The sequence below is a fragment of the Flavimaribacter sediminis genome (assembly GCF_019492055.1).
Lineage (GTDB): Bacteria > Pseudomonadota > Alphaproteobacteria > Rhizobiales > Rhizobiaceae > Flavimaribacter > Flavimaribacter sediminis.
The window spans coordinates 25456-49260 of the sequence record NZ_JAICBX010000006.1; the positions used below are offsets into that span (position 1 = coordinate 25456).

At 59.3% G+C, this 23805-nt stretch carries 22 protein-coding genes; 12 read left to right on the forward strand and 10 right to left on the reverse strand.

Annotated features, from left to right (window positions below; translation table 11 throughout):
- Positions 1–11: 11 nt before the first annotated feature.
- The 3 genes from prfB to K1W69_RS24295 form a co-directional block, all read right to left on the reverse strand.
- Positions 12–1140, reverse strand: a protein-coding gene (gene prfB, locus K1W69_RS24285; protein ID WP_220231070.1) for a peptide chain release factor 2 whose coding sequence is annotated in 2 segments (ribosomal slippage) — positions 12–1070 and positions 1072–1140 — 1128 coding nt in all. Because the reading frame shifts where the segments join, the coding sequence is not laid out codon by codon here.
- Positions 1141–1252: 112 nt separating this feature from the next.
- Positions 1253–3721, reverse strand: a complete 2469-nt coding sequence (locus tag K1W69_RS24290; protein WP_220231071.1) for a penicillin-binding protein 1A — start codon at positions 3719–3721, stop codon at positions 1253–1255.
- A 174-nt stretch (positions 3722–3895) separates the two neighbouring features.
- The gene (locus K1W69_RS24295) at positions 3896–5239 is read right to left on the reverse strand and encodes an N-acetylmuramoyl-L-alanine amidase (RefSeq protein WP_220231072.1); all 1344 of its coding nucleotides are present in this window, start codon (positions 5237–5239) and stop codon (positions 3896–3898) included.
- Positions 5240–5968: 729 nt separating this feature from the next.
- On the opposite strand from K1W69_RS24295, the gene K1W69_RS24300 reads away from it, so the two are divergent.
- Entirely contained in the window at positions 5969–8773 is a 2805-nt protein-coding gene (locus tag K1W69_RS24300; protein ID WP_220231073.1) for a ribonuclease E/G, read from the forward strand.
- Positions 8774–8811: 38 nt separating this feature from the next.
- Here the strand turns inward: K1W69_RS24300 and K1W69_RS24305 are convergent, their stop codons facing one another.
- Positions 8812–9969: a pyridoxal phosphate-dependent aminotransferase gene (locus K1W69_RS24305; RefSeq protein ID WP_220231074.1), complete on the reverse strand. Its 1158-nt coding sequence runs from the start codon at positions 9967–9969 to the stop codon at positions 8812–8814.
- Positions 9970–10239: 270 nt separating this feature from the next.
- On the opposite strand from K1W69_RS24305, the gene K1W69_RS24310 reads away from it, so the two are divergent.
- The 5 genes from K1W69_RS24310 (at position 10240) to aat (ending at position 14102) form a co-directional block, all read left to right on the forward strand.
- Complete coding sequence (locus K1W69_RS24310; RefSeq protein WP_220231075.1) at positions 10240–10995, forward strand: DsbA family protein; 756 nt, start codon at positions 10240–10242, stop codon at positions 10993–10995.
- A 197-nt stretch (positions 10996–11192) separates the two neighbouring features.
- The gene (gene aroQ / locus K1W69_RS24315; RefSeq protein ID WP_220231076.1) at positions 11193–11633 is read left to right on the forward strand and encodes a type II 3-dehydroquinate dehydratase; all 441 of its coding nucleotides are present in this window, start codon (positions 11193–11195) and stop codon (positions 11631–11633) included.
- Between the two features lie 21 nt (positions 11634–11654).
- Positions 11655–12128, forward strand: coding sequence for an acetyl-CoA carboxylase biotin carboxyl carrier protein (gene accB / locus K1W69_RS24320; RefSeq protein ID WP_220231077.1), 474 nt, complete (start codon positions 11655–11657; stop codon positions 12126–12128).
- A gap of 9 nt (positions 12129–12137) precedes the next feature.
- A complete protein-coding gene (gene accC, locus K1W69_RS24325) occupies positions 12138–13484 on the forward strand; it encodes an acetyl-CoA carboxylase biotin carboxylase subunit (protein WP_220231078.1) in 1347 nt (448 codons plus the stop codon).
- A gap of 9 nt (positions 13485–13493) precedes the next feature.
- The gene (aat, locus tag K1W69_RS24330) at positions 13494–14102 is read left to right on the forward strand and encodes a leucyl/phenylalanyl-tRNA--protein transferase (protein WP_220231079.1); all 609 of its coding nucleotides are present in this window, start codon (positions 13494–13496) and stop codon (positions 14100–14102) included.
- 8 nt (positions 14103–14110) lie between these two features.
- Here the strand turns inward: aat and K1W69_RS24335 are convergent, their stop codons facing one another.
- Both K1W69_RS24335 and K1W69_RS24340 read right to left on the reverse strand, forming a co-directional pair.
- Positions 14111–14494, reverse strand: coding sequence for a DUF2155 domain-containing protein (locus K1W69_RS24335; RefSeq protein WP_220231260.1), 384 nt, complete (start codon positions 14492–14494; stop codon positions 14111–14113).
- Positions 14495–14673: 179 nt separating this feature from the next.
- Complete coding sequence (locus K1W69_RS24340; RefSeq protein ID WP_220231080.1) at positions 14674–15072, reverse strand: NADH:ubiquinone oxidoreductase subunit NDUFA12; 399 nt, start codon at positions 15070–15072, stop codon at positions 14674–14676.
- A gap of 224 nt (positions 15073–15296) precedes the next feature.
- Here K1W69_RS24340 and K1W69_RS24345 point away from each other — a divergent pair, with 224 nt between their 5' ends.
- Positions 15297–15932 carry a cytochrome b/b6 domain-containing protein gene (locus K1W69_RS24345; RefSeq protein WP_220231081.1) on the forward strand — a complete coding sequence of 212 codons (636 nt, stop codon included), beginning with the start codon at positions 15297–15299 and terminating at the stop codon, positions 15930–15932.
- Positions 15933–15938: 6 nt separating this feature from the next.
- On the opposite strand, the gene K1W69_RS24350 is transcribed toward K1W69_RS24345, so the two are convergent.
- Both K1W69_RS24350 and gatB read right to left on the reverse strand, forming a co-directional pair.
- Complete coding sequence (locus K1W69_RS24350; protein WP_258571343.1) at positions 15939–16397, reverse strand: GNAT family N-acetyltransferase; 459 nt, start codon at positions 16395–16397, stop codon at positions 15939–15941.
- 47 nt (positions 16398–16444) lie between these two features.
- Complete coding sequence (gene gatB / locus K1W69_RS24355; protein WP_220231082.1) at positions 16445–17944, reverse strand: Asp-tRNA(Asn)/Glu-tRNA(Gln) amidotransferase subunit GatB; 1500 nt, start codon at positions 17942–17944, stop codon at positions 16445–16447.
- A 204-nt stretch (positions 17945–18148) separates the two neighbouring features.
- Between gatB and K1W69_RS24360 the strand changes: the two genes are divergently transcribed.
- The 5 genes from K1W69_RS24360 to cyoD all read left to right on the forward strand — a co-directional run bounded on the left by K1W69_RS24360 (position 18149) and on the right by cyoD (position 22527).
- The gene (locus K1W69_RS24360) at positions 18149–18445 is read left to right on the forward strand and encodes a DUF6455 family protein (RefSeq protein ID WP_220231083.1); all 297 of its coding nucleotides are present in this window, start codon (positions 18149–18151) and stop codon (positions 18443–18445) included.
- A gap of 220 nt (positions 18446–18665) precedes the next feature.
- On the forward strand, positions 18666–19595 hold the full coding sequence (cyoA, locus tag K1W69_RS24365) for a ubiquinol oxidase subunit II (RefSeq protein ID WP_258571359.1): 930 nt from the start codon (positions 18666–18668) through the stop codon (positions 19593–19595).
- Positions 19573–21612 carry a cytochrome o ubiquinol oxidase subunit I gene (cyoB, locus tag K1W69_RS24370; protein ID WP_220231084.1) on the forward strand — a complete coding sequence of 680 codons (2040 nt, stop codon included), beginning with the start codon at positions 19573–19575 and terminating at the stop codon, positions 21610–21612. The genes cyoA and cyoB overlap by 23 nt, the downstream gene beginning before the upstream one ends.
- A gap of 1 nt (position 21613) precedes the next feature.
- Positions 21614–22216: a cytochrome o ubiquinol oxidase subunit III gene (gene cyoC / locus K1W69_RS24375; protein ID WP_220231085.1), complete on the forward strand. Its 603-nt coding sequence runs from the start codon at positions 21614–21616 to the stop codon at positions 22214–22216.
- Positions 22216–22527 (forward strand): cytochrome o ubiquinol oxidase subunit IV, encoded by a 312-nt coding sequence (gene cyoD / locus K1W69_RS24380; RefSeq protein WP_220231086.1) that lies wholly within the window; start codon positions 22216–22218, stop codon positions 22525–22527. The genes cyoC and cyoD overlap by 1 nt, the downstream gene beginning before the upstream one ends.
- Before the next feature lie 9 nt (positions 22528–22536).
- Here cyoD and K1W69_RS24385 read toward each other — a convergent pair whose 3' ends face one another.
- Together K1W69_RS24385 and K1W69_RS24390 are read right to left on the reverse strand one after the other, a co-directional pair.
- Positions 22537–23640: an SGNH/GDSL hydrolase family protein gene (locus tag K1W69_RS24385; RefSeq protein WP_220231087.1), complete on the reverse strand. Its 1104-nt coding sequence runs from the start codon at positions 23638–23640 to the stop codon at positions 22537–22539.
- Positions 23641–23653: 13 nt separating this feature from the next.
- Complete coding sequence (locus tag K1W69_RS24390; protein WP_220231263.1) at positions 23654–23803, reverse strand: DUF5989 family protein; 150 nt, start codon at positions 23801–23803, stop codon at positions 23654–23656.
- Positions 23804–23805: the final 2 nt, after the last annotated feature.

Here is a 23805-nt window from a genome sequence, read left to right on the forward strand (position 1 = left end):
CCGCAGCTTTATCAGGCGATATCCTCGACCACCTCGTCGCCGCCATGGACGCGGTGGGCGAGCGCTGCTTCCATGAACTCGTCAAGCGATCCGTCCAGCACGTCCTGGGGGCTCGTGCTTTCCACGCCGGTGCGAAGATCCTTCACAAGCTGATAGGGCTGCAGCACGTAGGAGCGGATCTGGTGGCCCCAGCCGATATCGGTCTTTGAGGCTTCCTGCTCGCTGGCCGCGTCCTCGCGGCGCTTCAACTCTTCTTCGTAGAGACGCGAGCGCAGCATTTCCCAGGCGGTGGCCCGATTCTTGTGCTGCGAACGCTCGTTCTGGCACTGCACCACGATATTGGTCGGAATATGGGTGATCCGCACCGCGGAGTCGGTCGTGTTGACGTGCTGCCCGCCGGCGCCGGACGCGCGGTATGTGTCGATACGCACATCGGAATCCGGAATGTCGATTTCAATCGAATCGTCGACCACCGGATAGACCCATACAGACGAGAACGAAGTGTGGCGTCTCGCCTGGCTGTCGAAAGGCGAAATTCTCACAAGCCTGTGCACGCCGGATTCGGTCTTCAGCCAGCCATAGGCGTTGTGGCCCTTGACCAGCATCGTCACCGACTTGATGCCTGCCTCTTCGCCGTCGTGGATTTCGAGGACCTCGACCTTCATCTTGTTCTTTTCCGCCCAGCGGGAATACATGCGCAACAGCATGTTGGCCCAGTCCTGGCTTTCCGTCCCGCCGGCGCCGGAGTGGATTTCAAGATAAGTGTCGTTCTCGTCCGCCTCGCCTGAAAGCAGCAATTCGATCTGCTGACGCTCGATATCGGTCTTCATCGCGCGCAGCGCGTCCTCGGCTTCGGTCACGACGTCGCCGTCGCCCTCTTCTTCTCCGAGTTCGATGAGGCCTATATTGTCGTCAAGCCGGGTTTCGAGTCCGCGCAGACCGTTGATCCGCTCTTCGAGTTGCTGACGCTCGCGCATCAGCTTCTGCGCTTCCTGCGGATCGTTCCAGATATCCGGATCTTCAGCCTTGACGTTCAGGAATTCCAGTCTTTTGAGAGCAGGTTCCCAGTCAAAGATGCCTCCTCAGCAGGCTTATGGCCTGCTTGATTTCGTCGACGAGAGACTGAATTTCCGAACGCATGATATACCCTGGTTTCTTACACGTGTGTTGTCGCCCTCAGGCAGAATCGCGCGGACCATAGCCCCTTTCAATTTCATAGAAAAGGGCTCTGTCCGTTGCGTGACTGATCAGATCAGTAAAGACCTCCGGCCCCGGAGCCGACAGCCCGGTTCGCCTGCGGAGAGATATCGAGAATTTCGGCGCCGGTGGCGTATTCCGCGCCGATGACGGAGAAGAAGTCGGCCGGTCCGGTGCCTGGCTTGAAGGATTCGTAAATCACATCCGGGTCGCCGGCTCTTGCTTCCATGCCGGTCTTCCGGTTGATCGGAATGAGTTTCAGACCGGGAGGAATGCGGAAGCCGATCGGCTGTCTGCCTTCCAGCGCCGCCTTCATGAACTCGTTGAAGACGGGCGCAGCAAGGCCGCCGCCGGTCGATCCCCGACCCATCGGCGTCGGATTGTCGAAACCGATAAAGACGCCGGCTACGAGATCGGGCGTGTAGCCGACGAACCAGGCGTCCTTTTCCTCGTTGGTCGTGCCGGTCTTGCCGGCGACGGGCCGATCGAGATTGACCTTGCTCGCCGCTGTACCGCGGGTCACCACGCCTTCCAGCATCGAGGTCACCTGGTAGGCGGTCATCGGATCGAGCACCTGCTCGCGCATGTCGATGATCTCCGGCTCAGGCTGGTTCTGCCATTCTTCAGCGTTGCACGCGTCGCAGCGGCGATCTTCGTGCTTGTAAATCGTATGGCCGTATCTGTCCTGGATCCGGTCGATCAGCGACGGGGTTATCTGCTTGCCGCCATTCGCCAGAACCGCGTAGGCGGTCACCATGCGCAGCACCGTCGTTTCGCCCGAGCCCAGCGCCATCGGCAGATAAGGCGGCATGTCGTCATAGATGCCGAAGCGCTCGGCGTATTCGGCGACGAGTTCGATGCCCATATCCTTGGCGAGACGCACTGTCATCAGGTTGCGAGAGCGCTCGATGCCGAGCCTCAAAGTGGAAGGGCCGGCCGATCCGCCGCCATAGTTCTTCGGCTCCCAGATCTCGTTGCCCGAAACAATCTGTATCGGCGCGTCGAGAACCACTGACGCCGGGCTGTAGCCATTGTCGAGCGCAGCGGCGTAGACGAAGGGTTTGAACGAGGAACCCGGCTGACGCATGGCCTGGGTGGCCCGGTTGTACTGCGAATTCGAGAAGGAGAATCCGCCGATCAGCGCGAGCACGCGTCCTGTGTGCGGATCCATTGCGGCGATCGCGCCTTCCACTTCCGGGACCTGGCGCATGACGAACTTGTTGGCCGCGTCCTGCTCGCCGCCGAGCACCTCTTCAACGTAGACGACGTCGCCGACCTTCAGAATATCCGAAACGCTTTTGGCCTTGGACGTCGCGCCGTCATTGTTAAGCCGGTAGGCCCATTCCATGTCAGAGCCGGAAATGGTGACGGTTTCACGCGCATCGTCGACTTCGCCGGACGCCGTGGTGACCGGCCTCAGGCCAAGTTGCGCCGTATCGGCGCCTGCTTCGAGAACGACGCCAAGCTGCCATTCCGGCACGTCGCGCAGCGGTTTGATTTCCGAAACCGCCAGACCCCAGTCGCCGCTGGCGTCCACAGTCGCGACAGGTCCGCGAAAACCGCGTTTCGTATCGTAGCCCATCAGGCCGCGCTGAAGCGCCTTGCGCGCCAGTTCCTGCAGGTGCGGATCAAGCGTCGTGCGTACGGAAAGCCCGCCCTCGTATAGCGACTTCTCGCCATAGCGCTCCATGATTTCGCGTCTGACTTCTTCGGAAAAATAGTCCGATGCGAACAGATAGGAGCCGAAGCGGCGGAGATTGACGCCAAGCGGCTGGGCCTTGGCGTCTTCGCCGTCCTGCGTATCGACGTAGCCGTTTTCAACCATGCGGTCGATCACCCAGTTGCGCCGCTCGACGGCGGCTTCCGGGTGCCGGTAGGGATGGTAGTTCGCCGGCCCTTTTGGCAGGGCGGCAAGATAAGCGGCTTCCGGCAGCGTCAGTTCGCTGACGGATTTGTTGAAATAGATCAAGGCGGCGCCCGCGATGCCGTAGGAGTTGAAGCCGAACGGGATCTCGTTGAGATAGAGCTCGAGGATCCTGTCCTTGGAATAGGCCTGCTCGATGCGGAAAGCGAGAACGGCTTCCTTGATCTTGCGCTCGATCGACTGCTCCGAGGTCAGCAGAAAGTTCTTGGCGACCTGCTGGGTGATCGTCGAGGCGCCGACGAGCCTTCTGCTGCCGGAGGAATAATTCTGGAGATTGGTGACGATCGCGCGCATCAGTCCACCGTAGTCGAGACCCGGGTGACTGTAGAAATTCTTGTCTTCGGCGGAGAGAAAGGCGGCTTTCACGCGGTCAGGCACCGCCTGTATCGGCAGATAAAGACGCCTCTCGCGGGCGTACTCCGCCATCAGGCTGCCGTCGGAGGCGTGGACGCGGGTGGTGACCGGCGGCTCGTAGCTGGCGAGAACCTCGTAGTCCGGCAGGTCCTGGGTCATGTTGCCCACGTATACCCAAACGCCCGCGGCGACGATCAGGAACAACACCGTTCCAATCCCGAAGAGATATCCTATCAGCCTGACCATGAATACTATACCGTTTCCGCGTTATGCATGCCGATTCGCCGTGAGGCTTCAGTATGCCCCAATTCCGAGACGAATGTGCGCAAAATAGGGCTGCGCGTCACACCGCCCGACCAATCGATCCCGTTGCGCCGACAATGTGGCGCCAAAGCAACACGACCACCAGATCGACCAACACTAGTCCCGGCTGAGGTTGACCTCCTCCGGCCCTTCTCCGTCGCCTCTGACAAGCACACGGAAATCGTCGACGGCTTTTGCCAACAAATCGGCCATTTCCGCAAGCCAATTCTCGTCCTGCAGCAGTTTCTCATCTTCCGCGTTGGAAAGATACCCGATCTCAACAAGAATTGAGGGGACGTCGGGCGCCCGCAATACCCGGAATCCGGCGTAACGATGCGGGTTGTTGATCAGTTCTACCTTGCCATCGAGATTTTCAATGACCGAATCCGCGAAACGTACCGAAAACAACTTGGTTTCGCGCCGCATGAGGTCAATCAGGATATCGGCAACGCGCTCCGGTTCGTCTTCGAACGACAGGCCGGCGATTGCATCGGACTTGTTTTCACGCTGCGCCAGGTCCCGGGCGTAATCGTCCGACGCCTTTTCCGACAGGGTGTAGACCGTGGCGCCCCTGATCTTTCTCAGACGGATCGAATCGGCGTGCAGCGACACGAAAAGATCGGCGCCTTGTTCCCTGGCGTAGCGCACCCGGTCGCCGAGCGAGACGAACCGGTCGTCAGTCCGGGTCATGAACACTTCCACGGCGCTGTTGTCGGCCAGCAGATCCTTCAGAGCGGTCCCGAGATTGAGCGTGACCTCTTTTTCCTCAAGTCCGTTTCGTCCGCGCGTGCCGCTGTCTATGCCGCCATGACCGGGATCGATGACGACGGTGAACTTGTGTGCAGGATCTGCAGCGGCGCCGGGAGCAGGCTCCTTGCTCTCGCCCTGCTCTTCCGAATACCACTGCTGTTTCGAAAGCAGGGCCGCGAATTCGTCGTGCGAAATGCTCTCCATATCGAGCACGAGCCGATAGCTGTCCGCCTCGTCGTCTTCGAGGACCAAACTCTCCGCGACCTGAACGGGACCGGACGCCGAGACGACCATGCGCGAACGCCCGGGCGCCATCGCGCCATAACGCACGTCGGTCAGCAGACCGCGCGGCTCTGCCTCCTTCCCGGAGAAACCGAAAACAGTCTCCGGAAAATCGACGACCACGCGGTGCGGAGCGTCAAGATAGTGGTAGGAAAACTCCGGCTTGTCCTCGAATTCAAGGACGATGCGCGTCCGGGTCGCATCGCCTGCAATGCGGATTTCGAAGGCGAACTGCGTGTCGCCGGCCGCATCCGTCGCGCTCGACGGCGTCGTTAGCGCCGCTTCCGTGGTCATCGCGACAGCCAATAGCGTAAGCATCAGTATCACGAACTTGTGATGGAGAGCGTCAGTCAGCACCGAAATTCCGCATTCGCATCTGTTCTTCTGGCAAGCGTCGATCCCGGCGCGACTCCAGGATTCGGACCGCATTTGTCGACACCTATACACGACGTTTCGCGAAGCTCAATTCAAACAAGGACGGCATCCTGCAATTTAGCCGGAGCGCCCTCGGAAAACCGCTATGGGGAGCCTCTCCCCCAACAGGTCCGCATGAGCCTTCCGCTGCTCGGGATATGTTTAGAACGTTTAGTTACATAACAGACGTAAATACTTAATATTAATCGAAAGTTTCGAGATCTATCTAAGAGGGCGCCATTCGCTCAATACAACTCATCATTTAGCAATAGCTGCATCTTGCCTCTTGCAAGACCGTCCGCAAGGACATAAAAGCGGACAGAGGGTTTGATAGGCTGACGAGATAGGATTGTCCAACCCGGGCTGCCACCTGAACCAGGAGAAATGGCGCCATCGGCCGATCCGTCTGACGTCCAAGTTGCTCAAATCCTTCAAGTAATCGATCAATCCTGGAGGATTCCAGGCATCGAGTAACAGCAAATGCTGAGGCTTGTCATCAAGCCAAAATTCATTGGTCAACATTGACCGCATGTTCGTAAATATCTGCTTGGATCAACATGCTACGAGAAACGCCTTCTGAAATCCCAAATACACCTGCATCGCGCGGCGCGTCAGGTGTGGAAGGTCGGCTCCGGCAGGGTTCAGCAGAACAATCAAAAATCGACGGTACAGGCTCCGGCTGGAAAAGGGCGAGATCGCCCGATTCGGCCGGGCGTCGGTATAACGTCGTGGAGCAAACAATTCATGGCAGACAAAATGCTGATCGACGCGTCCCACGAGGAAGAAACTCGCGTCGTCGTGGTTCGTGGAAACAGAATCGAGGAATTTGATTTCGAATCGCAGCACAAGAAACAGCTGCGCGGAAACATCTATCTGGCGAAAGTAACTCGCGTCGAACCTTCACTGCAGGCGGCCTTTGTCGACTATGGCGGTAATCGCCACGGCTTTCTCGCCTTTTCTGAAATTCACCCCGACTATTACCAGATCCCGGTCGCCGATCGTCAGGCGCTTCTTGAGGCGGAAGCCCGGGAATCGATGGACGATGACGACGACCAGCCTGAGGAAACGGAAAAGCCTGCCCGTCGCAAGAGCCGGCCAAGGCGAAGCCGCAGCAAAACGGCCGAATCCGCCGGCAAGACCGCAAAGAGCGAAAGTTCGGATGACGCTGTCGAGGCGACCGCAACTGACGACGGCTCAAGTCCTGAACCGGCTGAAGACGCAGTGCAGGCGTCTTCTGAAGATGTCGCAGCCCCTGCCCCGCAGGACGACCCGTCTGTAGACGCCCCGGAAAGCCAGGGCGCTGCAGACAATGAAGACGACGACAAGAACTCTCCGCCGGAAACGATGGCCGCGGTTATCGACGCCGACCAGGTGTCTGAAGCCGTTCGTCGGGAGCCCGGCGTCGATGATGAGGACGATGGCGACGACGACGCTTCAGAAGACGACAGCGACAGGAGCGTCGAACTCGTCGGCGCCGAAGACGCTCTGGAAGAAGTGCCCGACCGCGCGCGCAAGACGCGCAAGCAGTACCGCATCCAGGAAGTCATCAAGCGCCGACAGATCCTGCTTGTCCAGGTCGTCAAGGAAGAGCGCGGCAACAAGGGCGCGGCGCTGACGACATATCTGTCTCTGGCCGGCCGTTATTCCGTCCTGATGCCCAACACCGCGCGCGGCGGCGGCATTTCCCGCAAGATCACCAATGTGCAGGACCGCAAGCGTCTCAAGGAGATCGCGCGCGGACTGGATGTCGCGCAGGGCATGGGCGTCATTCTGCGCACCGCCGGCGCCAACCGCACCAAGTCAGAGATCAAGCGCGATTTCGAATATCTGATGCGCCTCTGGGAGACCGTACGTAACCTGACCCTAACCTCCATGGCGCCGTGTCTGGTCTATGAGGAAGGCAGCCTGATCAAGCGCTCCATCCGCGACCTCTACAACAAGGATATCGGCGAAGTCATTGTTTCCGGCGAGGAAGGATACCGGGAAGCCAAGGACTTCATGAAAATGCTGATGCCGAGCCACGCAAAGGCGGTGCAGCCCTATCGGGACGTGCAGCCGATCTTCGCGCGGTCAGGCATCGAAGCGCAGCTCGACAAGATGCTGCAGCCGCAGGTGACGCTCAAATCAGGCGGCTACATCATCATCAACCAGACCGAAGCGCTGGTCGCCATCGACGTCAACTCCGGCCGCTCGACCAAGGAGCATTCGATCGAGGACACGGCGCTGCGCACGAACATGGAAGCCGCCGAGGAAGTGGCGCGCCAACTGCGTCTTCGCGACCTCGCGGGCCTGATCGTGATCGACTTCATCGACATGGAGGAGAAGCGCAACAACCGGTCCGTCGAGAAGAAGCTGAAGGATTGCCTGAAGAACGACCGCGCGCGCATCCAGGTCGGACGCATTTCCCATTTCGGCCTTCTGGAAATGTCGCGCCAGCGCATCCGCGCCAGCGTTCTGGAAAGCACCATGCAGGTCTGCGAACACTGCGCAGGCACGGGTTACGTGCGCTCGCTGTCGTCCGTTGCGCTGCACGTCCTGCGCACTGCAGAGGAATATCTGCTGCGCAACACCAAGTACAACATCACCCTGCGCACCTTGCCGGAAACCGCGCTCTATGTGCTTAACCAGAAGCGCGACACGATCAGGGACCTGGAAACCCGGTTCGGCCTCACGATTACGCTCGAGGCCGATCCTTCTGTCGGCCAGCAGATGGTCACCATCGTCCAGGGCGAAAAAGTCGAAGACCCGGTCGTTGTCGAAGACATCGTCATCCCGTTTGTTGAAACCGAAGATGACACCGTCGCAGTGATCGAAAGCGCCGATGAGGAGCAGGATAACGGCGATTCCGAAGGCGAAGGCCGCAAGCGCAAGCGCCGCCGGCGCAAGCGGGGCGGCCGCGGCGGCGGTGAACAGCAGGAAGCCGCGACAGACGATGCGGCGTCGGACGAACAGCCGTCGACAGCAGAAGCCGATTCGGACGAGCAGGATGGCGGCGAAGGCGATCAAAGACGCAAGCGCCGCAGACGCGGAAAACGCGGTGGTCGGCGCAATCGCGACGGCGAAGCCGGCGGTCAGGAAAATGCAGTCGCCGCCGACAGCGACAGCCCTGACGCAACGGTAGCGGACAACGCCGGGGAATCCGCTGCGGAAGCGTCCGTTGAAGCGGAAACACCTGCCGCGACGCAACCGGCGGACGACGCCGCGCCTGCGGAAGAGGCGAAGGCCGAAGAGCAGGAAGCCGCGCCGCGCAAATCCCGTTCGCGTCGCAAACCACGCGCCAAGGACACGGAAGAAAAACCCGTCGCCGACGATGCGCCCGCCGTCGAGACGCCCGCAGTCGAGACGAATGCCGACGAAGTCGCATCGGCGCCCACAGAGACCGGGGCGGAAACTCCGGAAAAGCCCAAGCGCTCACGCCGCAAGACCGGTTCGGACGCAGCAGCAAACAGCGGACCGGTTCTGACGTCCAACGCGCCCGACGACGCTTCAGAGCCGGAAAAGCCGAAGGAGAAGAAAGTCGGTTGGTGGCAACGCCGCGGCTTCTTTTAAGATTTAAGCGAGACGGCCGAACCCTTGTTCGGCCGTTTCTATTTTGCAGTCAGCCAATCCTCGATACGGTCCAGCGCCTCCGCCATGTCCGCGCTCGAACCGGCATAAGAGAAGCGTATCGTCTTGTGTCCGTCGATCGGGTCGAAATCCTTGCCCGGCGTCGCCGCAACGTCGATTGCCTCCAGCATGGTTCGGGCGAATTCGGATGTGTCGTTGGTAAAACGGCTGGCGTCGGCGTAGGCGTAAAAGGCGCCGTCCATCGGTGAGGCGATGGAAAAGCCGATCTTCGGCAATCTTTCCAGAAACATGTTTCGGTTCTCGCCATAGACGGCCTTGACCGCCTCCAGTTCAGACGTCGCGTCGAACGCCGCGCAGGCCGCGATCTGGGAGAGTTCCGGCGCGCTGATATAGAGGTTCTGGCCAATGCGCTCGATCGGGCGAACCGCCTGCTGCGGCAGCACCATCCAGCCGATCCGCCACCCCGTCATGCAGTAATATTTCGAGAACGAGTTGATGACGACCGCTTCGTCGCCAAGCGAAAGCGCCGTCGTTTCGTCCCCGGAAAATGTCAGACCGTGGTAGATTTCGTCTGAAATGAAAGTGATTTCGTTTTCGCGGCAGTAGTTCATGACAGCTTCCAGCGCGCCTTTGCCCGTCACCGTTCCGGTGGGATTGGCGGGGCTGGCGAGCAACACCCCGTCAATCCTTCCATGGGTCCTGGCTGCGTCCTCCAGAACAGCCGGCGAGAGCGTGAAGTCGCTGGCGCGATCGACCGCTATCTCCACCACCTCAAGGCCAAGCGCCGCCATGATGTTCCGATAGGCCGGATAGCCTGGCCGGGTAATCGCAATCCGGTCGCCCGGATCGAAGAGCGCCAGAAAAGCCAGATTGAAACCGGCTGAGGAACCGGTCGTCACGGCGATCCTGGCAGGGTCGATATCAACGCCGTGTCTCCGCCGGTAATAGGCGGATATGGCCTGGCGCAGTTCGATCAGCCCGAGCGTATCCGTATAGCCCAGCCGCCCGACGACAAGCGCCTCGCGCGCGGCTTCCAGCACCGCCTTCGGCGCGGGGCTTGCCGGCTGTCCCACCGCCAAGGAGATAACCGGCCGGCCCTGCCGCTTGCGTTCGATGGCTTCGGCCAGCACATCCATCGCGTGGAATGGCTCTACCTGGCTGCGTCTGGAAATTTTCATGGAAGGTCGTGTCCTGCGTCGGATCCTGTGATCAGCCAGACACATGCCCTATCGGCGTCCTCATCACAACCGTTCCATGCTCTTCACATTCGTGCGAAATGGGAAGGCAAGTCTCTGTGCAAAGCGTGGAAACCGCGCTACATGTCGGCCCAGTCTCCAGGCCCTGTCCGGGAAACGTCGATCACAAAGGCGACGATATTTGTTTGTAACAACTGCAGAAGTAACCGCCGGTCTGGTTCGGCGCATCGAGAGGACCCAATGATTCGATCAATGACAAAACGCTTCGCGACACTCCTTTTTGCCGTCATCGCATCGATTTGCGTCGTGCTGCCTTCCCAGGCGCTCGACGATTCGGAAAAGGAAGAACTTGGCGCATTCATTCGGGAATACCTGATAGCAAATCCGGAAATCCTCTTCGAGGTCCAGAAAGCCTATGAGGCCAAGCAGGAAATCCTGCAGAAGGAAAAATCCAAGGACATCATCGCCAATGCGAGCGACGCCATTTTCAATTCGCCGAACAACGTCATTCTCGGCAATCCGGAAGGCGAAATCACGATCGTCGAGTTCTTCGACTACAACTGCGGATACTGCAAGCGCGCGCTCAAGGACATGGAAGACATCCTGGCGAACAATTCGGATGTTCGGTTTGTACTGAAGGAATTTCCGATTCTCGGAGAAGACTCGGTCGCGGCGCACCGGGTGGCGGGCGCCCTGCACATTGTGGCGCCAGAGCATTACGCGGAGTTTCACCGCTCCTTGCTAGGCGGTCACGGCAGGGCCAATGAAGAATCCGCCATGGAAATCGCGCTGTCGCTGGGCGTCGACGAAGACGCGTTGAAGGCGGCGATGGACGACCCGTCGATAGAACAGGGGTATCGTGAAACCTTCCAGCTTGCGGATATGCTGGGAATATCCGGAACGCCTTCCTACGTTGTGGGCGACGAAACAGTGTTCGGCGCGGTCGGCGTGCAGCAGCTTGCAAGCAAGATCGAAAACGTCAGGAATTGCGACAGCGCCACCTGCTGATCGCGCATCGTATGCGAACGGCGCCTGTGCGCGCCGTTCACGCGCCACGACAATGCTACGTTCGTTGAATTCGCCTGCCTTATAATTTCAACAAGTTTCGAATATCAATTAGCCAAGAACCCTAAGTCAGGGCTTTTCCTGCCGAATTTGCCCGTCTATATGTCGGGGTCTGCGACGATCGAGGATAGTCTGGCACAATGGTTTCCACCGTCTATGTCCTGAACGGACCGAATCTCAACGCCCTCGGCAAGAGAGAACCCGGAATCTATGGCGGGAAGACATTGGATGCCATTGAAGCCGACTGCCACAATCTCGGCGAAACACTTGGATTCAAGATCGATTTTCGGCAGAGCAACCACGAAGGCGTGCTGGTGGACTGGCTGCAGGAAGCCGGCGACAAGGCTAACGGCGTTGCGCTCAATCCAGGCGCCTACGGGCACACATCCATAGCGTTGCACGACGCAATCCGCTCTATCGACATCCCGGTCGTCGAGCTGCATCTGTCCAATATTCATGCTAGAGAAGCGTTCCGTCATGTTTCCATGACAGCCCCTGTGTCGAAGGGCGTCATTTGCGGTTTCGGCCCAGGCAGCTATATGCTGGCCCTGCGGGCGCTGGCCGACATGACAGGCAAATAAAAAAGTGAAGGGCCCATTTTTATGGCAACAAAAAAATCAGGGATCGATCAGGATCTCGTTCGCGATCTGGCGACGATACTGAACGAAACCGATCTGACCGAAATAGAAATCGAACAGGACGATCTTCGCATCCGGGTTTCCCGAAGCCGCGAAAGTTCCGTCACCTACTACGCGCCGCCGTCGCAACAAGCAGCGCCCGCGCCGGCGCCGACAGCAGCCCCCGCCGCCTCCGGCGTCGCCACGCCTGCGGCGAACGATCTTTCCAACGCCGTCACCGCGCCGATGGTCGGAACCGCCTATCTCGCGCCCTCGCCCGACGCGCGCCCCTTCGTCGAAATTGGCCAGGCGGTTTCGGAAGGCGAGCCGCTGTTGATCATCGAAGCCATGAAGACGATGAACCAGATACCGGCCCCGCGCTCCGGCAAGGTGACTGCGATACTTGTTGAGGACGCCCAGCCCGTCGAGTTCGGCGAACCGCTTCTCGTCATCGAGTAGGATCGCATGATGCTCTCGAAAGTTCTCATAGCCAATCGCGGCGAAATCGCCCTCCGCGTTTTGCGGGCCTGCAAGGAACTCGGCATAAGCACCGTTGCGGTCCATTCGACCGCAGACGCCGACGCCATGCATGTCAGGCTGGCCGATGAAAGCGTCTGCATCGGGCCGCCCGCAAGCCGTGACAGCTATCTCAATATCCACCAGATCGTGGCGGCCTGTGAAATCACCGGCGCGGATTCGGTTCATCCGGGATACGGCTTCCTGTCGGAAAACGCGAAATTCGCCGAAATTCTGGAAGCTCACGGCATCACATTCATCGGGCCGACCGCGGAGCACATCCATTTGATGGGCGACAAGATCACCGCCAAGAAAACGGCGGAGGAACTTGGCATACCGGTCGTTCCGGGATCCGACGGCGAAGTGACCGACGCAGCCGCCGGGAAACGCGTGGCCGCCGAAATCGGTTACCCGGTCCTGATCAAGGCGACCGCCGGCGGCGGCGGCCGCGGCATGAAAGTCGCCCGGAACGAAAGCGAATTGGCGGTGGCGCTTGCAACGGCGCAAAAGGAGGCCGAGGCGGCCTTTGGAAACAGTTCCGTCTATATCGAGAAATATCTGGGACACCCGCGTCACATCGAAGTTCAGGTGATGGGCGATGGCGAAGGCGCCGCAGTTCATCTCGGAGAACGCGACTGCTCGCTGCAGCGCCGTCACCAGAAGATCTGGGAAGAGGCGAATTCTCCCGCACTGACGCCGGAACTGCGCGACAAGATCGGCATGATCTGCGCGCGCGCCATGCAGAAGCTGAAATATCGCGGCGCAGGCACGGTGGAATTCCTGTACGAGAACGGCGAGTTCTATTTCATTGAAATGAACACCCGTCTGCAGGTCGAGCACCCCGTCACGGAAGCCATCACCGGCATAGACCTCGTCAACGAACAGATCCGCGTCGCTTCTGGCGACGGTCTCTCCGTCACCCAGGACGAGATCCACTTCACCGGCCACGCGATCGAGTGCCGGATCAACGCCGAGGATCCCAGGACCTTCACGCCGTCACCCGGCACGATTACGCACTACCACCCTCCTGGCGGTCTCGGCGTGCGCGTGGATTCGGGCGTCTATCAGGGGTACAAGATCCCGCCTTACTACGACAGTCTGATCGGCAAGCTTATCGTGCATGGCCGCACGCGTCCCGAGGCGATGATGCGACTGCGTCGCGCGCTTGGCGAATTCGTCATCGACGGCATCAATACCACCATCCCGTTGTTCAGCGATCTGCTTTCCAATCCCGATATCGCAAGCGGCGACTACGATATCCATTGGCTGGAGAAGTACCTGGCCGGAAACCAGGGGTAATCATTTACGATGCACGGGAGTGGTGATCGATCGAATATCACTCCGCAGCTCCTGCTGAAGGCCTATAGTTGCGGCCTTTTTCCGATGGCGGATTCAGCCGACGACCCGGACGTATTCTGGGTGGAGCCGGAGATGCGCGGGATCATCCCGTTCGACGACTTCCATATTCCGAAGAGCTTGAAGAAGGTCGTTCGGCAAAAGCGGTTCGAAATCCGCAGAAATACGGCCTTCACAGCCGTCATGGACGGATGCGCCGAACCGGCGCCGGGACGCCTCAACACCTGGATCAACGGCACAATACGGCAACTCTACACCGAGTTGCATCACATGGGCCATGCACACAGCGTCGAGGCGTGGAAAGACGACAAGCTCGTGGGCGGATTATACGGCGTTTCCCTCAGGGGCGCGTTTTTCGGAGAAAGCATGTTCTCCAGGACGCCCGACGCGTCCAAGGTCTGCCTCGTCCATCTGGTGCGCCATCTCATGGAGAGTGGCTTCGTGCTGCTCGACACGCAGTTCACGACGGAGCATCTGGAGCGTTTCGGGGCGATTGAAGTGCCGAAAAGCGTCTATCGCGAAATGCTGGAGGAAGCCCTGCTGATCGACGCTGAGTTTTAGTCGCAGGATCAGTTCGTCGCTGATGGCGGCGGCACGTCGGAATCCATCCGGCAGTTTTTCAGCCAGACGTCGTAGACCGGATGATCGACGGCGTTGAGGCCCGGCGAATCGGCGAACATCCAGCCGGTGAATATCCGCCGGATCTTGCGGTCGAGCGTAATTTCATCGACCTCGACAAACGTCGTCGTTTTCGGCTGTTCCGTTTCTTCACGCGAATAGCAGACCCTGGGCGTCACCTGAAGCGCGCCGAACTGGACGGTCTCGTTGATGTAGACGTCGAATGTGATGATGCGGCCGGTGATCTTGTCGAGGCCCGAGAATACGGCGACCTTGTTTGCGATGCGCGGGTCGCGCGCCGGTTCCAGCTGCTCGCTCTCGACTCCGGTGTCCATCTGTTCTGTGCCTGAACCGTCCGCCGGAGGGGCCTCCAGATCCAGATCCCGAATTTCGACTTCAGACTGCGCGCCAGCCGGGGTCGCAACGCCCGCCACAACCATACAGATCGAAAGCGCGATCGCGCGAGAGAGAGAAATGCGGGGCTTCGTGTTCATATGCCGCGGGCTTTCCGATGTCAGCTTTCCGGCGACCAGGCGTCATAGTCGCCTGTCACGCGCGGACGTTCGGCAGGATTGAGGATAGATCCCTTCGGACGATAGGCCGCGGCCGTGCCGGTCATGTTCGGCAGATGGGGCAATTGCCAGTCGCGCGGCTTGTATTGCTCGTCTGCAGGCGAAACGTCGGTCCTGTGATGCATCCATCCGTGCCAACCGGGGGGAATCGCGGACGCCTCGGCCGGTCCGTTATAGATGACCCAGCGGCGCGTGCGGCCCTCCGAATCCTTGCCGCCCTGATAGTAGACGTTGCCGAATTCGTCTTCACCCACCCGTTCGCCCTTGCGCCAGGTGTGAAACAGCGTTCCGATGGTCGCCTTGTGCCACCACCCAAAGACTTGAACCAGGCTGATCGTCATCAGAAACCTCTTTTGCCCGCGATCGAACTCGTCCGCTTATGCCGCGCATATCGGCGATTGTCCAGCGGATGAGCCCTGATTGCACGCGAATGCGCCCATTCGGTGACGCTGCGCTCGTTCGAGGCGCGCTTTTCCGGTTTGCGACAAATCAAAGTCGGCGACAATCATATTGATGTATATTCGCACCATGCGCATGTCAGATCGCGCATGTAAAGGATTTGACGATGGATGGCAAAGCCTCACCTCCGAACATGGAAAAGATTACCGTTTGGGATCCGATAGTCAGAATCGGCCACTGGATTCTTGTGATTGCGTTTACAATCGCATATCTGACGGAAGGCGAGCCCGAGTGGCTGCATACCTGGGCCGGTTATTCAATCGCGACTGTCGTCGTCATTCGCGTCCTATGGGGCTTTGTCGGTCCGAAACATGCGCGGTTCTCCGATTTCGTGACCGGCCCAAGCGCCGTATTCGCCTATCTCCGCGGTCTGATAGCGCGGAAATCCAGACGCTATATTGGCCACAGTCCGGCTGGCGGCGCCATGACGGTTGCGATTCTGGTGATGTTGGCCGTTACGACGTTCAGCGGCATGGCCAACTTCGCAGCCAAGGATGGTGAAGGTCCGCTAGCCGGGATCATTTCACAGACCCCGACGAATAGAGAGCGCCACAGCTCCGAAGACCGAAACAATGGCGCGGAGAGAAAACGTGAGGACGATTTTTGGGAAGAAATTCACGAGGTCAGCGCAAATCTGACCCTCGTTCTTATTCTCTTCCATCTGGGAGGCGTCGCGCTTGCCAGTTTCGTCCACAAAGAGAATCTCCCTCGCAGCATGGTCACCGGTAAAAAGCGTCCTTGATATGATTCAAAGGCTTTTCTCGAATTCGAGCGACTGGCCGGACCCGCCGCCTTCATCGAGACTCGCCGCCTTGCCGGTTCTGACAAAACCGCGGCGTCGGAAGAACTCGATCGCCTTGCTGTTGGCATGCTCCACGTGGAGACGCATGGACCGGGCTTGCGGAAAGCAACCACCCAGTTCGTCGAGAAGAGCGGATCCCGCGCCTCTTGCCTGAAACCGCGGTAGCACGCAGATCTGATAAAGCAGGACAGTCCGTCCCTCATCTGAACTGGCGGCATAGGCCATTCCGGCGATAGCCTCGCCGGTGTCGGCGACGATGAACTCGGAATCGGGTCGCGCCATATCCTGCCGCAAACGCTCGATCGAGCTCCACTCGGATGTCATCCGCTCGACTTCCGCGGCGCCGTAGAGAGGATCGTATGCGTCATGCCAGGTTTCCACGATCAATTCGCGGATCTCCGGCAAATCGCGTTCTCCGGCCGTCCTGATGTAGAAGACGGTGTCCGTTTCGATTAGTCGATCCCCAGCTTCTGCCTGACGAGCGCATTCACGGCTTGCGGATTGGCCTTGCCCTGGGTCGCCTTCATCACCTGGCCGACGAACCAGCCGGCCATGGACGGCTTTTCCTTCGCCTGTTCCACCTTGTCGGGGTTGGCCGCAAGCACTTCGTCCACCGCGGCCTCGATGGCGCCGGTGTCGGTCACCTGCTTCATGCCGCGTTCCTCGACGATCTTTGTCGGGTCGCCGCCCTCTTCCCAGACGATTTCGAACAGGTCCTTGGCGATCTTGCCGGAGATGACGCCTTCCTTGATGAGATCCAGGATGGCGCCGAGTTGATCCGCCGTGACCGGCGTTTCTCCAATGCCCTTGCCGGCCTTGTTGAGAGCGCCCAGGAGATCATTGATGACCCAGTTTGCAGCCGACTTGCCGTCCCGGCCTTGCGCGACGTCCTCGAAATAATCCGCAATCGCCTTTTCCGAAACGAGGATCGACGCGTCGTAGGCCGACAGCCCCATGTCCGCCATCAGTCTGGCTTTCTTGTCGTCCGGCAGTTCGGGAAGTCCGGCGGCAAGCGCCTCGACATAGGCGTCGTCGAATTCCAGCGGGAGCAGATCCGGGTCGGGGAAATAGCGATAGTCGTGCGCTTCTTCCTTGGAGCGCATGGAGCGGGTTTCGCCCTTGGCCGGGTCGAAGAGCCGCGTTTCCTGTTCAATCTCGCCGCCGTCTTCCAGTATCTCGATCTGGCGGCGCGCCTCGTATTCGATCGCCTGTCCCATGAACCGGATCGAGTTGACGTTCTTGATCTCGCAGCGCGTGCCGAAATCGTCGCCGACCTTGCGCACCGAGACGTTCACGTCGGCGCGCATCGATCCCTCGTCCATGTTGCCGTCGCAGGTTCCGAGATAGCGGACGATTGTGCGCAACTTGCCGACATAGGCCTTGGCCTCGTCGGAAGACCGCATGTCCGGCTTCGACACGATTTCCATGAGAGCGACGCCGGAACGGTTGAGGTCGACATAGCTCATGGACGGGTGCTGGTCGTGCATCGACTTGCCGGCGTCCTGTTCGAGATGCAGACGTTCGATGCCAACCTCGATATCCTCGAAATTGCCGCTGGAGTCCGGGCCCACGGAAATAATGATCGCGCCCTCGCCGACGATCGGGTCCTTGAACTGGGAGATCTGGTAGCCCTGCGGCAGGTCCGGATAGAAATAGTTCTTCCGGTCGAAAACCGACCGGTTGTTGATCTTCGCCTTTAGTCCAAGCCCGGTGCGAATGGCCTGCTTGACGCATTCCTCGTTGATCACCGGCAGCATGCCCGGCATCGCCGCGTCGACGAGCGACACATTGGCGTTCGGCTCCTTGCCGAATTCCGTGGAAGCGCCCGAAAAAAGCTTGGAATTGGAGGTGACCTGGGCATGAACCTCGAGCCCGATGATGACTTCCCAGTCACCGGTTGAACCGGCGATCAGTCGTTTTGGGTCAGGCGTGCGCGTGTCGATGATGGTCATGTGAAGTCGCTGAACGTTGGGAGGATCGGGATGTTGCGTTACCGGTTAAACGATCGGCAATGATGGTTCAAGCTTTTCCCTGCGGTCCGTCGCGGCGCTGCGGGCTCAGGCAAACTGCGCAAATCCTTGACATGGATCAAATGGACCGCGCGACCAGGCTGATAAGCATCTATTCAACCTCAATTTCCGGTTCCGGAGGAGCGAATGGGCGTCAAATCATATCTGGCCAGGCTTTCGAAGCATAATCGGCTGTTTCACGCCATGATGAGAAAGCTCGGCGTTCAACAGACATTGTTTGATCTGCCCCATTCGTCCGAAATTTCCCGCCGGGCCGTTCAGCGTTGCATGGGCTGCGCTCAGGCCGGCGACTGCGACAATCTTCTGTCGCAGAACGATACGCTGGACACGCCGCCGACCTATTGCAGAAACGTCGCGCTGATTGCCCGGCTCCAGAGGCTGGAAGAAGCCTCGCCCGAATTGGGAAAGGCCCTACTCAACTAAAGGCCTGCCCCTCAACCACTCCCTTGCGGGAGAACATCCCTCTATCTCTACCGGAGCATCAAACGATGTCTCCGGTTTTTTTTAATGGTTCCAGACATGTTGACGTGTCATGCAACTATGCTTTTAAGTTCGTATGCGATTTTTGCGTTCAGATTTCTGATTCGACGCGGGTGCGAGGGGTGCGGTTTTGATTCGACTTCCGAAAACGCTGCCGATACGTTTGCTTCTAACGTCGCTTTTCCTGATCTTTCTGTCGGGCTGCGGTCTCAACACAGCGCCCATACTTTACCCTAAGGGTCCGATCGCTCTCGCGGAGAGGGATCTCTTGTTCGCAGCCCTTTTCGTGATGATGATCGTCGTCATACCGGTCTTCATCATGGCCTTTCTCGTCGTCTGGCGGTATCGGGCCGACGGAGGAAAAGGGAAATATGCTCCAGACTGGGGGTATTCGGTCGGAATTGACGCCATCATCTGGATCGTGCCGGCCATTATCGTCATCGTTCTCGGCTACCTGCTCTGGAACGCGACCTTCAAACTGAATCCTTACAAACCGCTCGCGAGCAGCGAGCCGGCGCTTGAGGTTCAGGCCATTGCGCTCGACTGGAAATGGCTGTTCGTCTATCCACAGTACGGGGTCGCGACCGTCAATGAACTCGCTATGCCGGTCGATCGGCCGGTGAACTTCAAGATCACCTCCGACACGGTGATGAATTCCTTTTTCATCCCGTCGCTGGCGGGTCAGATTTACGCCATGGCCGGTATGACAACGCAGCTTCACCTGGTTGCGGATTCGACCGGGACATTCCGCGGGCGCAACACCCAGTACAGCGGCGACGGGTTCGCCGAACAATGGTTTCAGGCTCATTCCATGTCCAATGAGGATTTCGAAGCCTGGGTCGAGAAGGTCAAGCAGTCCGAAACGGGACTGGACGAGGCCGCCTACACACAGCTGGCCAAGCCCACGATCAAGCATGAAGTCGAGTATTATTCGAGTTTCGCGCCAGGCCTGTTCGGTTCGATCCTGCTGAAATATGCGATGAACCAGGACCACCGCAACCTGATCTGTTCAGCCACGGCCCAATCGGAACCGGTCGCGCCGAAGCTCGCCAGCCTGAGGGAGGACGCCAATGTTCGGCATACTGACGATTGACGCCCTGCCCTTTTACAGCTGGGTCGCGATGACGGGAGCCGGAGTGACCGTGCTCGGCGGCGCCGGCGCCCTTGCGCTCGTCGCCTGGTTCAATTTCTGGAAGCCATTGTGGAATGACTGGCTGACAAGCGTGGACCACAAGCGCATCGGCGTAATGTACATCATTCTCGCGCTGATTATGCTCGTCCGCGGCTTTGTCGACGCCATCATGATGCGCATGCAGCAAGCCTTCGCCATGGGCAATGAGGGCTATCTTCCACCGGACCATTTCGACCAGATCTTCAGTTCGCACGGCACGATCATGATCTTCTTCATGGCGATGCCCTTTGTATCCGGACTGATCAACATTGTCGTGCCGCAGCAGATCGGCGCGCGCGACGTCGCCTTCCCGTTCATGAACTCCGTGAGCCTCTGGCTCACCGCCTCAGGCGCTGGACTGGTTCTTGTCTCGCTTGTCATAGGCAAGTTTTCGACGGCCGGCTGGACCGGCTATCCGCCCTATTCCGGCATCGAATACAGCCCCGGCGTCGGCGTCGACTACTGGCTCTGGGCGCTGCTTGTCAGCGGCGTCGGCAGCACCATGACGGGCATCAACTTCATCGTCACCATCTTGCGGCTGCGCGCGCCCGGCATGACGCTGATGAAGATGCCGATGTTTTCGTGGACGTCGCTTGTCGTCGCGCTGCTGATGGCCTTCGCCTTTCCGGCGCTAACCGTTGTCGCCGTCATGCTCGGCCTGGACCGCATTTTCGGCATGCACTTCTTCACCAATGGCGACGGCGGGAACATGATGAACTTCATCAACCTGCTGTGGATATGGGGCCATCCGGAGGTCTATATCCTCATCCTGCCTGCCTTTGGCGTCTATTCGGAAGTGGTCGCGACATTTTCCCAGAAGCGCCTGTTCGGGTACGAATCGCTGGTCTACGCCACGGCGGCGATCGGGTTTCTCTCCTTCACGGTCTGGCTGCACCACTTCTTCACCATGGGATCGAGCGCGAGCGTCAACGCCTTTTTCGGCATCGCCACGATGATCATCGCGGTGCCCACCGGGGTGAAGGTGTTCGACTGGCTGTTCACGATGTATCGCGGCCGCATCATCATGCACAGCACGATGTACTGGACGATCGGCTTCATTGTCACCTTCGTCATTGGCGGCGTGACGGGCGTCCTGCTGGCGCTTCCGCCGGCCGACTATCTTATGCACAATTCGACCTTCCTGGTCGCCCACTTCCACAACATGCTGATACCGGGCGCGCTGTTCGGCTATTTCGCCGGCATGAACTACTGGTTCCCGAAAGCCTTCGGCTTCAAGCTCGACGAGAAATGGGGCAAGCGCTCCTTCTGGTTCTGGATAAGCGGTTTTTACTGCGCCTTCATGCCGCTGTACGTTCTCGGCTTCCTGGGCATGTCGCGCCGCATGGAACATTATGACGTGCCGGAATGGCAGCCCTATCTGATTTTCGCGGCCTTCGGCGCCGTGCTCGTCATGATCGGCCTGATCTGCATCGGCGTCCAGCTCTGGGTGAGCGTGCGCGACCGCGCCAAGAACATGGATTTGACAGGCGACCCATGGAACGGCCGGACGCTGGAATGGGCGACCGCGTCGCCGCCCGCCGTCTACAATTTCGCGATCGTTCCCACCGTCGAGGAAATCGACGCGTTTCACGACATGAAGAAGCGCGGCCTCGCATACGCCGCGTCGGAGCGGTACGAAGATATCGAGATGCCCGACAACACCCCGCTTGGCCTCATCATCGGCGGATTTGGTTTCGTCCTCGGCTTCGCCATGATCTGGCATATGTGGTGGCTGGCGGTCGTCAGCCTTGTCGTCGTGGTCGCCTGCCTGATCATCAAGAGCAGCAATGACGACGACGAGCATATCATTCCTGCAGCGGACGTTGAGGCAATCGAGAAAGAGCGCCTGAAAATCATCGCGTCGCAACCGCCGCATCCGGTGATCGGGGCCTCCGAAACCCCCGTCCCCGACGGCAGCCCTGTTCCCGGGAGCGCATGACATGAGCCTGGAAGCAACCGCACACGGCGCCGTTCACGGAGAAGAATCCAAATACGAGGATCGCGAATTCGGCTTCTGGGTCTATCTCATGACGGACTCGCTGATCTTCGCGCTCGCCTTCGCCACCTATGTGGTGATGATCGAGAACTACTCGGACGGCCCGACGCAAAAGGACCTCTTCAGCCTCGGCCACACCGCCGGCGAGACATTTCTGCTCCTGACATCAACACTGACATTCGGGTTTGCATCGCTCGCCATGAGGGCTGGTCAGGCGACGCGGGTCATGCTTTGGCTCGCCGTCACCATGATCCTTGGCGTTGGCTTCGTCGGCATGGAACTCGCCGAATTCAGCGGCATGATCGCCGCGGGCGCCGGTCCGGATCGCAGCGGCATGCTCACTGCTTTCTTCACGCTGGTCGGAACCCACGGCGTTCACGTCACGCTGGGCTCACTCGGCATTTTCGTGATGATATGCCAGGTCGCTGTGAAAGGTTTGACGCCGCCCGTGCGCTCTCGCCTCACCCGGCTCGCCATGTTCTGGCATTTCCTCGATATCGTCTGGATCGGTATCTTTTCCGTCGTCTATCTGCCGGGAGTGCTGTGATGAGCAATTCGAACGCCGGAACCCACACCTTGAGCAGCTATCTGACGGGCTATGTCGTCGCGCTCGTTCTCACAGCCATTCCCTTCGCTTTCGCCTGGGCCGGCTGGTTCTCCGTAAGGACCACGCTCCTTGTCGTCGCCGTCACGGCGATCGTGCAGGTGGTGGTGCACCTGGTCTATTTCCTTCACATCAATTACCGCACCACGGCAAAGGAAAACCTGCTCGCGCTCGCCTTCGCCGGCGTGCTGATTTTCCTCATGATCGGCGGAACGCTGTGGATCATGTTCGACCTGCATTACCAGATGCTGTAGCCGATCCGCTTACTGGCATACGCTGACCGTTTCGCGCAATTGCCGATCCGTAATCACCTTGCCGAAGATCTCGTGTCCCTTCGCGTTGAAGTGATTGTCGCGTTCGTTGAAAAGGCTCGCGCCGTCGCGCGCGGCTTCCACGAACATCGCATAGGGATCATAGCAATCAATTCCCGCCTCTGACAGCGCCGGCGTCATCGCCGTGACCAGCGGATGATCCTCGGCCTGCAGAGCCAGGACATTCGGTTTGTAGGGGATGAACACAAGCGAAAATTCGGCGCCGGCGGCTTCCACGTCGTCGCGCAGCCGCTCGATCAACCGAACCGTCAGGTCGACGCCCTGGCTGTCGATCGGACGGATTGCGCGGGGCCCCAGCACCCGGTTGCGGGGATGAGCGAAGGGTTCGTCGTCGCCAAAACGGGACTGCCAGAGATGTTTCAGATTGAGAAAACCGGTCTCGGCAAGCGCCACGACGCGACTGTTGTCCCGGAACCAGAATCCGATACTGCGCGCCGTGCGATCGACCACGTGGTCGTCATGCAGCGTCAAACCGTTCTCATCTGTGAAATACGGCTTTTGATAGCCATATTGTTCGGCGAACATGTTGTTGAGAATGTCGTTGTAGGTGGTGAAGGCAAGCACCACCTCGTCAACGTCGAATTGCTTGCCGAGCTTCTCGTAGAAAAGCAGTTCCTGGTCGGTTCCATAGCCTGAAACGCCCAGATTGATCATTTCGACAGTTTCGTCGCCATGCGCCGAGGGCTCGGTGAAAATATCCTCCTGGTCGGCGCCGTAGCCCCACACATAGGAGTCGCCAAGCACCAGAATTCTGCGCTGGTCGGTCTTGTCCTCGAAGGCATGCTCCCGCGACGCGCGCAACCCCATGGCGTTCTGCAGCACCGTCACGGAAAACCCGTGGTCGACGTGATATTGCTCGACCGAAGGCAGCGGCGCCCACCCGAGTTCCGGATCGAAACGCGAGAAGTAGCCGCGATCGCCTCCGGCGCTGCCGGCGATATCCAAAGGAACGATGCGCAACACCGCCTCGGCCGCCAGCAGCGTGAAGACGATGCTCGCCAGGATAAGCAGGATGTTGCCAAGCGCCTTTTTCATGCCGGACGCCACCTCAGAACAGCGTATAGATGAAGGGGGCGACCACGGAGCCCTGCGCAAAGACGAGCAGCGCGCCAAGCAGCACCGCAATGATGATGATGGGCGCCAGCCAGAATTTGCGGCGCTCCCGCATGAATCCCCAAAGATCGGATAGCAGTTCGATCA

Excerpts from the sequence above, each read along its gene's own strand:
- K1W69_RS24335 (WP_220231260.1), bottom strand. The coding sequence starts at position 14,494 with ATGGACACCGGAGTCGAGAGCGAGCAGCTGGAACCGGCGCGCGACCCG.
- K1W69_RS24345 (WP_220231081.1), top strand. The coding sequence starts at position 15,297 with ATGGATGGCAAAGCCTCACCTCCGAACATGGAAAAGATTACCGTTTGG.
- K1W69_RS24295 (WP_220231072.1), bottom strand. The coding sequence starts at position 5,239 with ATGCGGTCCGAATCCTGGAGTCGCGCCGGGATCGACGCTTGCCAGAAG.
- K1W69_RS24310 (WP_220231075.1), top strand. The coding sequence starts at position 10,240 with ATGACAAAACGCTTCGCGACACTCCTTTTTGCCGTCATCGCATCGATT.
- K1W69_RS24340 (WP_220231080.1), bottom strand. The coding sequence starts at position 15,072 with ATGACGATCAGCCTGGTTCAAGTCTTTGGGTGGTGGCACAAGGCGACC.
- K1W69_RS24305 (WP_220231074.1), bottom strand. The coding sequence starts at position 9,969 with ATGAAAATTTCCAGACGCAGCCAGGTAGAGCCATTCCACGCGATGGAT.
- K1W69_RS24290 (WP_220231071.1), bottom strand. The coding sequence starts at position 3,721 with ATGGTCAGGCTGATAGGATATCTCTTCGGGATTGGAACGGTGTTGTTC.
- cyoC (WP_220231085.1), top strand. The coding sequence starts at position 21,614 with ATGAGCCTGGAAGCAACCGCACACGGCGCCGTTCACGGAGAAGAATCC.
- accC (WP_220231078.1), top strand. The coding sequence starts at position 12,138 with ATGCTCTCGAAAGTTCTCATAGCCAATCGCGGCGAAATCGCCCTCCGC.
- K1W69_RS24300 (WP_220231073.1), top strand. The coding sequence starts at position 5,969 with ATGGCAGACAAAATGCTGATCGACGCGTCCCACGAGGAAGAAACTCGC.
- aat (WP_220231079.1), top strand. The coding sequence starts at position 13,494 with ATGCACGGGAGTGGTGATCGATCGAATATCACTCCGCAGCTCCTGCTG.
- accB (WP_220231077.1), top strand. The coding sequence starts at position 11,655 with ATGGCAACAAAAAAATCAGGGATCGATCAGGATCTCGTTCGCGATCTG.
- K1W69_RS24360 (WP_220231083.1), top strand. The coding sequence starts at position 18,149 with ATGGGCGTCAAATCATATCTGGCCAGGCTTTCGAAGCATAATCGGCTG.
- K1W69_RS24385 (WP_220231087.1), bottom strand. The coding sequence starts at position 23,640 with ATGAAAAAGGCGCTTGGCAACATCCTGCTTATCCTGGCGAGCATCGTC.
- gatB (WP_220231082.1), bottom strand. The coding sequence starts at position 17,944 with ATGACCATCATCGACACGCGCACGCCTGACCCAAAACGACTGATCGCC.
- cyoB (WP_220231084.1), top strand. The coding sequence starts at position 19,573 with ATGTTCGGCATACTGACGATTGACGCCCTGCCCTTTTACAGCTGGGTC.
- cyoD (WP_220231086.1), top strand. The coding sequence starts at position 22,216 with ATGAGCAATTCGAACGCCGGAACCCACACCTTGAGCAGCTATCTGACG.
- aroQ (WP_220231076.1), top strand. The coding sequence starts at position 11,193 with ATGGTTTCCACCGTCTATGTCCTGAACGGACCGAATCTCAACGCCCTC.